Here is a 13747-nt window from a genome sequence, read left to right as displayed (position 1 = left end):
ATGACAACTGTCGGTTCGCACGAGCGGGCCGCCATGCGCGGCCTGCTCGGCTCGGTGAACGAAAGCCTCGGGGCGCCCATGGCCCCGGGCTGGGAGCGCGCCTTCTGGGGCGTGCCCCGGCACGCGTTCCTGCCCGAGACCGTGTGGGTGGGAGACGACTTGGCGGAGTGCTCCCGCGATACGGCGCCGGAAACCTGGCTGGGTCACGCCTACGCGGATACAGCCGTGGTCACGCAGGTCAACGACGGCCAGGAGACGGAGATCGAGGAGCGCTGGGCCTCCTGTTCGGCCTCGGCGCCCTCGATGTCGGCACGGGCACAGGGTGGAACGCGGGCCTGCTCGCGCACCGCCTGGGATCGGACCGCGTGACCACGATCGAGGTGGACTCGACGCTGTCCGCGCAAGCGACGGTCCGCCTGAAGAGCGTGGGGCTGCAACCGCAAGTGATCTGCGGTGACGGCGCCTTGGGTCACGAATCCGGCGGTCCGTATGACCGGGTGATCGCCACGTGTTCGGTGCGGTCGGTTCCCCCGGCATGGATCCGTCAGACCAAGCCCGGCGGGGTTATCCTCGCCCCGTGGGAGTCGCCGTGGTTCTGCTACGGGCTGCTGCGCCTCACCTTGGACCGCTATGGGGACGCCTCTGGCTTCTTCTCTCCGCACGCGGCGTTCATGCTGATGCGAGGCCAGCGCACGGACCTGCGGATCTTCCGTGACGTAGTACGGGACGATCACGTGCCAGTCGAGTCTGGTACCCGGCTGTCTCCGTGGGCTGTCACGGGCGACGACTGGGCCGCACAGTTCGCGGTCGGCCTCCAGCTCGGCAACGTCTGGCGCACCTGGCACGACAACCCCGACGTGAAGGGCGTCGCCTCGCGCCTGTGGCTGGCCACCACCGACGCCTCTTCCTGGGCAGCCGTGGACTGGGGCGGGCAGAAATCGGACCGGTTCACCGTGTGGGAGCACGGGCCCCGGCGTCTATGGAAGTCGGTCGAGGCCGCCTACGGCTGGTGGCGCACCACGGGCCGCCCAGGCCCCGAACGCTTCGGCCTGACCGTGCACCCTGACGGCAGCCACGTGCCCTGGCTCGACACCCCGGACCATGCCGTGCCCGACCTGAGCTGACCAGGCGTGTTCCGCTGCTCATGGGCACGGTTCTCCAGTGCGCCGGGCGGACAACCTGCGTTAAATGCCGACGAGGTGAGCCGGGCGGGAGGATGGGCGCGTCAGATCGCTACGCGCTTCGGCCGGTTTGGCGTCCGGTGGCCGTTTGGGGCGGATGCCGTAGGTCTTCGCGTTCCTTCTAGGCTCACGTACATGAGCGACAGCGCCCCGGCGGTCCGGTCAACCCCGCGCCACTCCGTATCGGTAGCTGGTGTGGTGGTGCGTGACGACGGCCGGCTGTTGGCGATCCGTCGGGCGGACAACGGGGCGTGGGAGCTACCGGGCGGAGTGCTGGAGCTGGCGGAGGTCCCGGAGGAGGGCGTGCGGCGGGAGGTCCTGGAGGAAACCGGGATCCACGTCGAGGTGGATCGGCTCACCGGCGTGTACAAGAACATCGCGGCGGGAGTGGTGGCCCCCTGGTGTTCCGTTGCGAGGTGTCGGGTGGCGTGGAACGCGTCTCCGACGAAACCACTGCAGTTCAGTGGCTCACGCTCGAAGAGGTGGCCGAGCGGATGTCCGAGGTCTACGCGATCCGGTTGCTGGATGCCCTCGACGCCGGTGGGCCCCACGTGCGAAGCCACGACGGGCTTCGGCTGCTCTAGCTAGTCGCCGGTCGTTCCGTCGAGCATCTCGCGCAGGATGTCCAGGTGGCCGTTGTGGCGGGCTGTCTCCTCGGTGAGGTGAAGGAGGATCCAGCGCAGGTCGACGTGGAGGCCGTTGCGGTCGGTTCGCGCGGCCTGGTTGTTCAGGCCGCTCCCGGCGACCAGTTCGCGGTAGCGGGCGCTCTGTTCGGTGTATTCGTCGAGCAACTGCGCAAGTGGGAAGTCGACGGCGATGCGCATCTCGCGGTCGGGGTCCTCTTCGGTCCAGGGGCCCTGGTCTTCCTCGCCGAGGAAGACCACCTGGAACCAGTAGTACTCGACCCAGCGGAGGTGGTTGATCACTCCGCTCATGGTCATCAGCGGTGAGCCGGGCAGGAGCGCCTTGCGCGCGTTCTCCGCGGACACGCCCCGGCACTTGGCGCGGGCGGTGTCACGTGTGTAGTCGAGGAACGTGGTGAGCTGAGTGCGCTCGTCCCACGCGGGAGGCGTGTCGTCGATTCTGGTCATCGCGCGAAGCATTCCCGATCACGCGAGCGATGTCGAAGTGTTTGCGGACGAGGGCCCCCGCCTCGGGCGTGAGGGTCGTTGGAGGCGGTGCCCGCGCGAGCGCAGCCGTGCGGGGAGACGGCGTGCCAGGTCCCTTGGCCCGGGCATGATCCGCCGGACAGGCCCCGTCGGCTGGCCGCTTGCGGATGTCCTCGTCCAGCGCAGGGAGTTCCTAGGCGGCGTGGACCTGGGCGGGCTGGGGTGCCTTCGCGGCGGACACGTTCCGCCAGACCGCGCCGAGGAGTAGAGCGCCCGGCGTGATGCCCGCGACTGTGGCGATGACGGCGGTGGGGGAGCCGGAGGCGGCCAGGGCCAGGCCGGCGGCGCCGCAGGTGGACATCGCCGCGGCGAGCCATCGCAGGGACGGCATGTGCCAGACGGCCGCGAGGCCGAAGAAGTGCAGGCCGACGACCAGGGCGATCCAGCCGACGGTGGCGTCCGGAGTGTGCAGCACGCGGTTGATGAGGACGAGGCCGGCCAGACCGGCCACCACCTCGGCGGCCACCACGAGGAGGTAGCCCCGGCCGAAGGTCCGGGGTGCCCGGCCCTCGCCGGCGGTGGCGGTGGCGGTGCGGGCCCGGCGCAGGGCGATGAACAGGCGGATGAAGGCGGCGATCGCGAGCACGCGCAGGGGAATGCCGACGGCTTGGGGGAGGGCGCCGGCGTTCACCTGGATGAACGCGAGTCCGAATATGGCGCCGATGAGCCAGCCTGTCTGGTTTGAAGTCACGAGGCACCGTCTCACTGGAGTGGATCACTGGTCAAAAGCCTGGCCGGGCGGCCGGAAACAATTCTGCAATCTCTTGCGCAAACTCTTGCAACACCCTGGGGCGCCCCCTACCGTCGCCACCAATCCCCACCTCTCCCGCCAGGAGGCCCCAGATGTCCCCCACCGCACCGTCGCCGTCCGGCAGATCCCTGCTGGCGTTCGCCGCCGTCGCCGCCATCGCCGCCGCGACGCTCACCGTCCAGGTGCCGCAGGCGCAGGCCGCCCCGCCGGGGGGCACGGACGTCACCGCCGTGATGTTCGAGTGGCGGTTCGACTCCGTTGCCAAGGCCTGTACCGATTCGCTCGGGCCTGCCGGGTATGGGTTTGTTCAGGTCTCACCGCCACAGGAGCACATCCAGGGTTCCCAGTGGTGGACCTCGTACCAGCCCGTGAGCTACAAGATCGCCGGGCGGCTCGGGGACCGGGCCGCCTTCAAGGGCATGGTCGACACGTGCCACGGCGCTGGGGTGAAGGTCGTGGCCGACTCCGTCATCAATCACATGGCTGCCGGGGACGGGGTGGGGACGGGGGGGAGTTCGTACACGAAGTACGGGTACCCGGGTCTCTACTCCGGGGCCGACATGGACGACTGCCGGGCGACCATTTCGAACTACCAGGACAAGGCGAACGTCCAGAACTGCGAGCTCGTGCAGCTGGCGGACCTGGACACCGGTGAGGACTACGTCCGGGGGCGCATCGCCGGGTACCTCAACGACCTGCTGTCGCTCGGCGTCGACGGCTTCCGGATCGACGCCGCCAAGCACATGCCCGCCGCCGACCTCGCCGACATCAAGTCCCGGCTGACCAATCCGGGGGTCTACTGGAAGCAGGAGGCCATCTTCGGCGCCGGTGAGGCCGTGTCGCCGAGCGAGTACCTCGGTAACGGAGACGTGCAGGAGTTCCGGTACGCGCGGGACCTGAAGCGCGTCTTCCAGAGCGAGAACCTCGCCTACCTGAAGAACTTCGGCGAGGCGTGGGGGTACATGGCGAGCGGGCAGTCCGCTGTCTTCGTCGACAACCACGACACCGAGCGGGGTGGCGACACCCTTAATTACAAGAACGGGTCTGATTACACGCTTGCGAGTGTGTTCATGCTGGCCTGGCCGTACGGGTCCCCTGATGTGCACTCCGGATACGAGTGGACCGACAAGGACGCCGGGCCGCCGAACGGGGGCTCGGTGAGCGCCTGTTATGCCGATGGGTGGAAGTGCCAGCACGCCTGGCGCGAGATCTCCTCCATGGTCGGCTTCCGCAACGCCGCCCGCGGGCAGGTCGTCACCGACTGGTGGGACAACGGCGCAGACCAGATCGCCTTCGGGCGCGGAGCCAAGGCGTACGTGGCCATCAACCACGAGGGGTCGGCCCTGACCAGGACCTTCCAGACCTCCCTCGCGGCCGGCGACTACTGCGACGTCCAGAGCGGCCGTACGGTCACCGTGAACTCCGGTGGCCAGTTCACCGCCACGCTCGGGGCCGGATCGGCCGTCGCCCTCCACGTGAACGCCCGTACCTGTTCTGGCACACCGGCCGCGTCCACCGGAGCCTCCTTCGCCGTGAACGCCACCACGGCCCTCGGCCAGAACATCTACGTCACCGGGGACCAGCCCGCTCTCGGCAACTGGAACACGGCCGCCGCACTCAAGCTCGACCCGGCCGCCTACCCCGTCTGGAAGCTCGACGTCACGCTCCCGGCCGGCACCTCCTTCGCGTACAAGTACCTCCGCAAGGACGCCTCCGGCAACGTCACCTGGGAGAGCGGCGCGAACCGCACGGCCACCGTCCCCGCGAGCGGCACGATCACGCTGACCGACACCTGGCGCAGCTGAGCCCTCGCCCCACCTGCCAGGGCCGCCCGGCACCACCTTCTCCCCGCCACCGCCGGGCGGCCCTTGTTCATGCGACACGTACACAAGGAGACACGCCTTGAGACGCCCTGCCGCAGGAGTACTCGCCGCCGCCCTGGCCGTGACGTTCCTGCCCGCCCTCCCCGCCGCGGCCTCCATGGCCAGGCCGCCCGCCCCGCCCTCGGACGCCAGACTCGCCGCCGAGCCGGCCCGTCACGACCTGACCCGGGACCAGTTCTACTTCGTCCTCCCGGACCGGTTCGCGAACGGCGACCCGCGCAACGACCGGGGCGGCCTGACCGGCACCCGGCTGGAGACCGGCCTGGACCCGACGGACAAGGGCTTCTACCAGGGCGGCGACCTCAAGGGGCTCACCGACCGGCTCGACTACATCAAGGGCCTGGGGACGACGGCCATCTGGATGGCGCCGATCTTCAGGAACCAGCCGGTGCAGGGGAAGGGGAACGACGTCTCCGCCGGCTACCACGGCTACTGGATCACCGACTTCACGCAGGTCGACCCGCACTTCGGCACCAACGCCGATCTGGAGCGGCTGATCGAGAAGGCGCACGGAAAGGGGATGAAGGTCTTCTTCGACGTCATCACCAACCACACCGCCGATGTCGTCGACTACCGGGAGGCGTCCTACTCGTACCTGTCGAAGGGGGCGTTCCCGTATCTGACCAAGGACGGGGTGCCTTTTGACGACAAGGACTACGCGGGCGGGAAGGGGAAGTTCCCGAAGGTCGATACCGGGTCCTTCCCGCGCACCCCCTTCGTGCCTGGCGCGAAGAAGAACCTGAAGTCGCCGGCGTGGCTCAACGACCCCGCGATGTACCACAACCGCGGCGACTCCACCTTCGCCGGCGAGTCCTCCGAGCAGGGCGACTTCTTCGGCCTCGACGACCTGTGGACCGAGCGTCCCGAGGTCGTCGACGGGATGGAGAAGATCTACGAGAAGTGGGTCGAGGACTTCGACATCGACGGGTTCCGTATCGACACCGTCAAGCACGTCAACACCGAGTTCTGGACGCAGTGGGCGACCGCCCTCGACACGTACGCGGCGAAGCGCGGCCGGGACGACTTCTTCATGTTCGGCGAGGTCTACTCCGCCGACACCGCGGTCACCTCCCCGTACGTGACGCGCGGGCGGCTCGACGCCACCCTCGACTTCCCGCTCCAGGACGCGATCCGCTCCTACGCCTCCCAGGGCGCGGGGGCCGGGCGGCTGGCCTCGGTCTTCGGTGACGACTACCGGTACACCACCGACAAGGCCAACGCCTACGAGCAGGTGACCTTCCTCGGCAACCACGACATGGGCCGCTTCGGCACCTTCCTGAAGCAGGACCGGCCGGGTGCCGGGGAGCAGGAGCTGCTGGAGCGCTACCGGCTCGCCAACGAGCTGATGTTCTTCTCCCGGGGCAACCCGGTGGTCTACTCCGGTGACGAGCAGGGCTTCACGGGCGCGGGCGGCGACAAGGACGCCCGCCAGCCGCTGTTCGCCTCCCAGGCCGCCGACTACCTGGATGACGACCAGCTCGGAACGGTGCGCACCCACGCGAGCGATGCTTACGATCCGGGGCACCCGCTCTACCAGCAGATCAGTGCTCTCTCGAAGCTGGTCAAGGAGCACCCCGCCCTGCGTGACGGGGTGCAGAGCGAGCGCCTCGCCGACGGCTCGGTCTACGCCTTCGCCCGTACGGACGCCCGCAGCCGCACCGAGTACCTGGTCGCCGCCAACAACGGAGCCGAGTCCAGGACCGTGGAGATCGACGCCCCGGCAGGCGCCCAGTACCGCACCCTCTACGGAGGCACCGCGCTGATCCGCGCCTCCGCGGCCGGCAAGCTCACCGTCGTCGTCCCCGCCTTCGGCTCGGTCGTCCTCCAGGGCACCGCCCCGCTCGCGGCCCCCGCCGCCAAGCCCGCCCTGACCCTCAAGGCACCGGCCCCGGGCGCCACCGGAACCGTCGAACTCAGCGCCGAGGTGACCGGGGGCGGGCTGAACCGCGTCGTGTTCGCCGCCCAGACCGGCAACGAGAAGTGGCAGGTCCTCGGCTCCGCCGACCACGCCCCGTACAAGGTCACCCAGCACATCACGGCCCCCGCCGGCACGCCCCTGCGCTACAAGGCCGTCGTCGTCGACTCCACCGGCCGCAGCGCGAGCGCCCTCGCCGAGTCCACCTCCGGCCAGGTCCCGCCCGCCGAGGTCCCCACGGCCACCCAGCGCGACTACGCCGTCGTCCACTACAACCGCCCCGACGGGGACTACACGAACTGGCGCCTGTACGCCTGGGGGGACCTTGCCGACGGGGAGGCAGCTCCGTCGAAGGCACAGCCCGCCGGGCACGACTTCACCGGCCGCGACGCGTACGGCGCCTTCGCCTACGTCCGCCTGAAGCCCGGCGCCTCCTCCGTCGGCTACCTCGTCATCGACAAGGACGGCAACAAGGACGTCGCCGCCGACCGCACCATCGACGTGACGAAGACCGGCGAGATCTGGCTGGAGCAGGGCAAGGAACCCGCCCGCACCGACCGGCCCGCCTACCCGCCGCAGGACACCGGCAAGGCCGTCCTGCACTACCAGCGCGCCGACGGCGCCTACGACGGCTGGGGCCTGCACGTCTGGACCGGGGCCGCGAGCCCCACCGAATGGTCCAAGCCGCTGCTCCCCGCCCGCACCGACCCCTACGGCGCGGTCTACGAGGTCCCGCTCGCGGCCGGGGCCACCACCCTCAGCTACATCCTCCACAAGGGCGACGAGAAGGACCTCCCCACCGACCGGTCCCTGGACCTGAAGGCCACCGGCCACGAGGTCTGGATGCTCGGCGGCAAGGAGCAGTACCTCCTGCCGCAGCCCGCAGGATCGGCGGCCGCCCTGGACCCCACCAAGGCCCAGGCCGTCTGGATCGACCGCGACACCCTCGCCTGGAACGCCCCCGCGGCCGCCGCCTCCGTGCAGCTCCTCGCCTCCCGCGAAGGCGCCGTCAAGGCCGAGAACGGCACCCTGACCGGCCGGGCCCGGTGGCTGCGGCTGAACCGGTCCGAGCTCACCGCCGCCCAGAAGCAGAAGTTCCCGCACCTGGCGGCGTACACCGCCTTCACCGTCGACCCGCGCGACCGCGACCAGGTCCGCGAGGCCCTGCGCGGCCAGCTCGTCGCGAGCGCCCGGGCCGCCAACGGCGCCGTCCTCGCCGCCACCGGCGTCCAGCTCGCCGGCGTACTCGACGACCTGTACGCCACCACCGCGCCCCTGGGCCCGGTCTTCAAGGACGGCCGCCCCACCCTCTCCGTCTGGGCGCCGACCGCCCAGGAGGTCTCCCTCGAACTCGACGGCCGCACCCACGCCATGCGCCGCGACGACACCACCGGCGTCTGGTCGGTGCGCGGCGAGCGCGGCTGGGCCGGAAAGCCGTACCGCTACGCCGTGACCGTCTGGGCGCCGAGCACCGGCCAGGTGGTCCGCAACCTCGTCACCGACCCCTACTCCACGGCCCTGACCGCGGACTCCACCCACAGCCTGGCCGTGGACCTCGCCGACCCGAAGCTCGCCCCGCCCGGCTGGAAGGACCTGCGCAAGCCCGCGCCCGTCCCCTTCACCTCGGCGCAGATCCAGGAACTGCACATCCGCGACTTCTCCGTCGCGGACCGGACCTCCCGGCACCCCGGCCAGTACCTCGCCTTCACGGACACCGGCTCGGCGGGCATGCGCCACCTGCGCGACCTGGCCGTCGCCGGGACCTCCTACGTCCACCTCCTGCCGGCCTTCGACATCGGCACCATCCCGGAGAAGGCGGCGGACCGCACCGAGCCCGCCTGCGACCTCACGGTCTACGCGCCGGACTCGCAGGAGCAGCAGGCGTGCGTGGCCGCCGCGGCCGCGAAGGACTCCTACAACTGGGGATACGACCCGCTGCACTACACCGTCCCCGAGGGCTCGTACGCGAGCGACCCCAACGGCACGGCCCGTACGGTCGAGTTCCGCAGGATGGTCCAGTCCCTGGGCGGCGCAGGGCTGCGCACCGTGATGGACGTGGTCTACAACCACACCGTCGCCGCCGGGCAGTCGGACAAGTCCATCCTGGACCGCATCGTCCCCGGCTACTACCAGCGCCTGCTGGCCGACGGCAGCGTCGCGACCTCCACCTGCTGCTCCAACACCGCCCCCGAGAACGCGATGATGGGCCGGCTGGTCGTGGACTCGATCGTCACCTGGGCGAAGGAGTACAAGGTCGACGGCTTCCGCTTCGACCTGATGGGCCACCACCCGAAGGCCAACATCCTGGCCGTCCGCAAGGCCCTCGACGAGCTCACCCCGGCGAAGGACGGGGTCGACGGGAAGAAGATCGTCCTCTACGGGGAGGGCTGGAACTTCGGCGAGATCGCGAACGATGCCCGCTTCGTCCAGGCCACCCAGCAGAACATGGCCGGCACCGGCATCGCCACCTTCTCCGACCGGGCCCGCGACGCCGTCCGCGGCGGCGGCCCCTTCGACGAGGACCCGCGCGTCCAGGGCTTCGCCTCGGGCCTGTTCACCGCACCGAACGGCTCACCGGCCAACGGCACCCCGGCCGAGCAGAAGGCCCGCCTGCTGCACGCCCAGGACCTGATCAAGGTCGGCCTGTCCGGGAACCTCGCCCCGTACGCCTTCACCGACACCACCGGCCGCCGCATCAAGGGCTCCGAGCTCGACTACAACGGCGCCCCCGCCGGCTACGCGGCCGCCCCCGGCGACGCCCTCGCCTACGCGGACGCCCACGACAACGAGACCCTCGCCGACGCCCTCACCTACAAGCTCCCGCCAAGCACCTCCGCCGCCGACCGGGCCCGCATGCAGGTCCTGGCCATGGCGACGGCCGCCCTCTCCCAGGGCCCGGCCCTCTCCCAGGCGGGCACCGACCTGCTCCGCTCCAAGTCCCTGGACCGCAACTCCTACGACAGCGGCGACTGGTTCAACGCCATCCACTGGGACTGCCGTGACGGCAACGGCTTCGGCCGCGGCCTGCCCCCGGCCGCGGACAACGCCTCGAAGTGGCTCTACGCGAAGCCCCTGCTGACGGGCGCCGCTCCCGGCTGCGCGGAGATCACCGGGGCCTCGGCCGCCTACCGCGACCTGCTGAGGATCCGTACGACGGAACGGTCCTTCGCCCTCACCACCGCGGAGGCGGTCCAGCAGCAGCTGGCCTTCCCCCTCTCCGGCAAGGACGAGACCCCGGGCGTGATCACCATGACCCTGGGCGACCTGGTGGTGGTCTTCAACGCCACCCCCACCGCCCAGCCCCAGCGCCTCCCCGCCCTCGCGGGCAGCGCCTACGCCCTCCACCCGGTCCAGGCCGCGGGCTCCGACGCCACGGTCAAGCAGTCCGCGTACGACGCGCAGACAGGAGAGTTCACGACCCCCGCCCGCACCGTCGCCGTCTTCACACGACGGTGAGCCGGTCCAGCCGCTTCTCCAGCAGGATCACCCCGTAGACCCTGCCGTCCTTCCCCTCCTTGTGGGGGAACTCCCCGGCCACCCGGTAGCCCGCGCCCTGGTAGTACGCGAGCAGCCGGGGATTGGTGGAGACACAGTCCAGCCGGGCCCGCTCCCGCCCCGTCCTGGCGATCCGCCGCTCGGCATGTTCGAGCATGCGGCGCCCGGCGCCGGCGGGGGCGGCCCCGCGCGCCACCATCAGCCGGTGTACGTACCCGGCCACCGGCGGCTGGACGCCCCAGGCCTCCTCGTCGGACCACCACAGCTCGTACGCCCCGACCACCCGCCCGTCGGCGTCACCGGCGAGCCACACCTCGCCGTCGCGCATCTTCGCCAGGAAGTGCGCGGCGTCCTTGTCGCCCGGCTTCCACTGCTCGATCCCCTGCTTCCGCATCCAGCGGGCAGCCTCGTCGTACAGCTGCACCAGAGTGCCGGCGTCCTTCTCCACAGCCGGCCGGAACAAGATCCCGTCGTCAATGATCACGCGGGCATTATCGGTGAAGGGGGAGGGGCCGCCACACGCAAGATCAACGCGGGCGGGGCACCCCTCCCGCGACCCCGGCCCCCATCAGGGCTCCGAGCCGGGCCACCAGCTCCCCGAAGGGCCCGTCCGCCGGCTCGTCGGACAGGATCCGCGTGAGGATCCCGGCCATCTCGGCGTCGTACGCGGCGCTCACCGCGGCCAGCGCCGCGAAGTCGTGCACCAGCTGCAACTCCAGCTCGCCCCGCGGAATCCGGCGCCCGTCGAGCCAGATCAGCGCCGTGGACTCGGCGAGCGACACCCAGGAGCGCACCACCAGTTCCAGCCGGGCCGGCGGATCCTCGACCGCGATGCCCAGGTGCGCGAGGATCTGCTCGTACGCCGCTTGCCGCACCTCGTCGATCATCGCGTTGGTCCGGCTGCTCCCGGCCGCCGGCCCGCCCCGCATCAACGCCGAGAAACCCGGCCCGTGTTCGTCGACGAACAAGAAGAACCGCCCCATCACCCGCAGCAGCCGGGCGCCGAGCGGCCCCTCCTGGGGCTCCACGAACCGCAGCGCCAGCTCATCGGCGGCCCGCCGCAGCGCCGCCTCGTACAGGCTCAGCTTGCCCGGAAAGTAGTGGTAGACGAGCGGCCGCGATATCCCCGCGGCCGCCGCTATCTCGTCGATGGAGACATCGTCGGGCGACCGGTGGCTGAACAGCTCCAGGGCAACCCCGATCAGCTGCTGCCGCCGCTCCTCGACACCCATCCTGCGCCGCACCCCGGTTGTCATGCGGACACCCTACTGGGGACCGATCAGAGGTCCAGGGCGAGGCGGTCCCCCTTCGCGCGCGAGACGCACAGCAGCATCGAGTCCCCGCGCTCCTGGTCGGTGAGCAGCTCGTCGCGGTGGTCGACCTCGCCCGACAGCACCCGGTGTTGGCAGGTGCCGCAGAAACCCTGCTCACAGGAGTACGGGGTGTCGGGCAGCTCCCGACGCACCGCGGCCAGGGTGGTTTCCGCCGCGCCGACCTCCACGGTGCGCCCCGAGCGGCGCAGTTCCACCGTGAAGGGCCGCGAGGGACCGGGCGCCGACGGGGCGAAACGCTCCAGGCGGACCTGCGCCGGATCCGGGACCGCGGCCGTGACGGCCCCCATCAGGGGCTCCGGGCCGCAGCAGTAGACCAGCGTGCCGGGCCGGATCCCGGCGAGCGGGGCCAGGCCGGGCCGGCCCACCTCGTCCTCCGGCAGGACGGAGACCCGCTCTCCGTACTGCGCCAGTTCGGCCAGGAAGGGCATCGAGGCGCGCGAGCGGCCCCCGTAGAGGAGGGTCCAGTCGGCGCCGGCCGCCGTGGCCGCCCGCAGCATCGGCAGGATCGGGGTGATGCCGATGCCGCCCGCGACGAACACGTACGAGGGCGCGGGGACCAGCTCGAAGCGGTTGCGCGGCGGGCGCAGTTCCAGCTCGGCGCCCTCGACCAGCTGGGCGTGCGCCTCGCGGGAGCCGCCGCGGCCGTCCTCGATCAGGCGGATCGCGATCGTGTACGCACCCCCGTCCGCCGGATCGCCGCACAGCGAGTACTGGCGCACGAGGCCCGAGGGGAGGGTGATGTCCACGTGCGCGCCCGGAGCCCACGCGGGGAGCTCGGGCGATTCCAGGACCAGCCGCAGCACCCCCTCGGCCGGCTCCGTACGGGAGACGATCAGTGCGCGCAGCGGGCGGCGCGGGGAGTAGCCGGAGACCGGTGTGTCCAGTGCGGGCAGGGGCCAGAGCGGGGACTTCCCGATGCGGCGGCCCAGCGACCGCTTGGCCGCCCAGGCCGCGCCCGCCACCGCCGTGACCGCGAGGGCGCGCCTCATGCCGCGGCACCGCCGTTCGCGCCGGGTGATGCGGCCAGGTAGGCCACCGCCTGGGCCGTCGAGCCCGATTGCGAAGGGTGGTACGTACGGGAGAGGTACTTCGGTATGGACTTCAGCATGGCGCCCGTGGTGGGGAGCACGCCCTGCTGCCCGGCCCGGAAGAACTGTCCGAAGGAGGCCTTGCCGTCGGCGAGCGTCGGGTCGTTCTCCATGAAGAAGCGGACCCCGCGCTGCCACAGGAAGACCAGCGCCGAGAAGCCGGTGGCCCAGGTCCGCGCGCGGCGGCGGTAGTTGCCGTCGACGTGCATGAAGAGGTCGAAGGCCACGGAGCGGTGCTCGACCTCCTCCGCGCCGTGCCAGCGCAGCAGATCGAGCATGGTGGGGTCGGCGCCCCGCCGGTCCAGCTCGTCCGCGTTCAGGACCCAGTCGCCCAGGAACGCCGTGTAGTGCTCGATCGCCGCGATCATCGCGACCCGCTCCATCAGCCACCAGTGGCGCGCCCGGCCCGGGGGCAGGGTCCGGTCGCCGAGCAGCTTCTCGAAGAGCCAGTCGACCTGCGCGGTGTAGGGGGTCGGGTCCAGCCCCAGCCGCTTCAGGTGGGGGAGCACGTCGTCGTGCGCGGCGGCGTGCATGGCCTCCTGGCCGATGAACCCGACGACGTCCGTCCGTAGTTGCTCGTCCTTGATGTACGGGAGCACCTGCTTGTAGACGTGCACGAACCAGCGCTCGCCCGCGGGGAGCAGCAGGTGCAGCACGTTGATCATGTGCCCGGTGAAGGGGTCGTTCGGCAGCCAGTGGAGTGGGGTGTCCTCCCAGCCGAAGGACACATTCCGGGGCTTCAGGTCCATGTGTTCCGACGCCACGGGGGCGGGCGCGAGCGGCGTATTAGACATGGCGTCAATGTACTGATGGGTAGGAGAGAGGAAAACCCCTCTGCACGCCCCAATCTGTCGGTGCCGGTGCCGGCACACCAGTGCCTCCGGCCGGTGACGCTGCCGGAGGCCCAGGCGGCCGGCTAGTGCTGTGGCCG

10 protein-coding genes and 1 pseudogene are annotated in these 13747 nt (G+C 70.9%); 5 read left to right on the top strand and 6 right to left on the bottom strand.

Annotation, left to right across the window (positions count from 1 at the left end):
- From J7E94_RS35185 to J7E94_RS32785, 3 genes and pseudogenes are all read left to right on the top strand, one after another.
- Entirely contained in the window at positions 1 to 369 is a 369-nt protein-coding gene (locus tag J7E94_RS35185) for a hypothetical protein (RefSeq protein WP_251057588.1), read from the top strand.
- Positions 273 to 1124, top strand: coding sequence for a methyltransferase domain-containing protein (locus tag J7E94_RS32790; protein ID WP_308345619.1), 852 nt, complete (start codon positions 273 to 275; stop codon positions 1122 to 1124). Before J7E94_RS35185 ends, J7E94_RS32790 begins: the two co-directional genes overlap by 97 nt.
- A 192-nt stretch (positions 1125 to 1316) precedes the next feature.
- A pseudogene (locus J7E94_RS32785) lies at positions 1317 to 1765 on the top strand (NUDIX hydrolase).
- Here the strand turns inward: J7E94_RS32785 and J7E94_RS32780 are convergent.
- A complete protein-coding gene (locus tag J7E94_RS32780; protein ID WP_215020472.1) occupies positions 1766 to 2272 on the bottom strand; it encodes a DinB family protein in 507 nt (168 codons plus the stop codon).
- 211 nt (positions 2273 to 2483) lie between these two features.
- Positions 2484 to 3041, bottom strand: coding sequence for a hypothetical protein (locus tag J7E94_RS32775; RefSeq protein ID WP_215020471.1), 558 nt, complete (start codon positions 3039 to 3041; stop codon positions 2484 to 2486).
- 152 nt (positions 3042 to 3193) lie between these two features.
- Between J7E94_RS32775 and J7E94_RS32770 the strand changes: the two genes are divergently transcribed.
- Both J7E94_RS32770 and pulA read left to right on the top strand, forming a co-directional pair.
- Positions 3194 to 4906 carry a carbohydrate-binding module family 20 domain-containing protein gene (locus tag J7E94_RS32770; protein ID WP_215020470.1) on the top strand — a complete coding sequence of 571 codons (1713 nt, stop codon included), beginning with the start codon at positions 3194 to 3196 and terminating at the stop codon, positions 4904 to 4906.
- Positions 4907 to 5081: 175 nt separating this feature from the next.
- A complete protein-coding gene (gene pulA, locus J7E94_RS32765) occupies positions 5082 to 10355 on the top strand; it encodes a pullulanase-type alpha-1,6-glucosidase (RefSeq protein WP_215020487.1) in 5274 nt (1757 codons plus the stop codon).
- On the opposite strand, the gene J7E94_RS32760 is transcribed toward pulA, so the two are convergent.
- Genes J7E94_RS32760 through J7E94_RS32745 form a run of 4 tightly spaced genes read right to left on the bottom strand, consistent with a single transcriptional unit; the run spans position 10342 to position 13610 of the window.
- The gene (locus J7E94_RS32760; protein WP_215020469.1) at positions 10342 to 10878 is read right to left on the bottom strand and encodes a GNAT family N-acetyltransferase; all 537 of its coding nucleotides are present in this window, start codon (positions 10876 to 10878) and stop codon (positions 10342 to 10344) included. The genes pulA and J7E94_RS32760 overlap by 14 nt on opposite strands.
- 43 nt (positions 10879 to 10921) lie before the next feature.
- Positions 10922 to 11650, bottom strand: a complete 729-nt coding sequence (locus J7E94_RS32755) for a TetR/AcrR family transcriptional regulator (RefSeq protein ID WP_215020468.1) — start codon at positions 11648 to 11650, stop codon at positions 10922 to 10924.
- A gap of 23 nt (positions 11651 to 11673) precedes the next feature.
- Positions 11674 to 12717 (bottom strand): PDR/VanB family oxidoreductase, encoded by a 1044-nt coding sequence (locus tag J7E94_RS32750; RefSeq protein WP_215020467.1) that lies wholly within the window; start codon positions 12715 to 12717, stop codon positions 11674 to 11676.
- Positions 12714 to 13610 (bottom strand): metal-dependent hydrolase, encoded by an 897-nt coding sequence (locus J7E94_RS32745; protein ID WP_215020466.1) that lies wholly within the window; start codon positions 13608 to 13610, stop codon positions 12714 to 12716. Before J7E94_RS32745 ends, J7E94_RS32750 begins: the two co-directional genes overlap by 4 nt.
- Positions 13611 to 13747: the final 137 nt, after the last annotated feature.

The organism is Streptomyces sp. ISL-94 (genome assembly GCF_018614075.1).
GTDB lineage: Bacteria > Actinomycetota > Actinomycetes > Streptomycetales > Streptomycetaceae > Streptomyces.
The sequence above is the reverse complement of the archived record's forward strand: the minus strand, read 5'-3'. Positions and strand labels throughout refer to the sequence as shown.

Excerpts from the sequence above, each read along its gene's own strand:
- J7E94_RS32750 (WP_215020467.1), bottom strand. The coding sequence starts at position 12,717 with ATGAGGCGCGCCCTCGCGGTCACGGCGGTGGCGGGCGCGGCCTGGGCG.
- J7E94_RS35185 (WP_251057588.1), top strand. The coding sequence starts at position 1 with ATGACAACTGTCGGTTCGCACGAGCGGGCCGCCATGCGCGGCCTGCTC.
- J7E94_RS32780 (WP_215020472.1), bottom strand. The coding sequence starts at position 2,272 with ATGACCAGAATCGACGACACGCCTCCCGCGTGGGACGAGCGCACTCAG.
- pulA (WP_215020487.1), top strand. The coding sequence starts at position 5,082 with ATGGCCAGGCCGCCCGCCCCGCCCTCGGACGCCAGACTCGCCGCCGAG.
- J7E94_RS32770 (WP_215020470.1), top strand. The coding sequence starts at position 3,194 with ATGTCCCCCACCGCACCGTCGCCGTCCGGCAGATCCCTGCTGGCGTTC.
- J7E94_RS32755 (WP_215020468.1), bottom strand. The coding sequence starts at position 11,650 with ATGACAACCGGGGTGCGGCGCAGGATGGGTGTCGAGGAGCGGCGGCAG.
- J7E94_RS32745 (WP_215020466.1), bottom strand. The coding sequence starts at position 13,610 with ATGTCTAATACGCCGCTCGCGCCCGCCCCCGTGGCGTCGGAACACATG.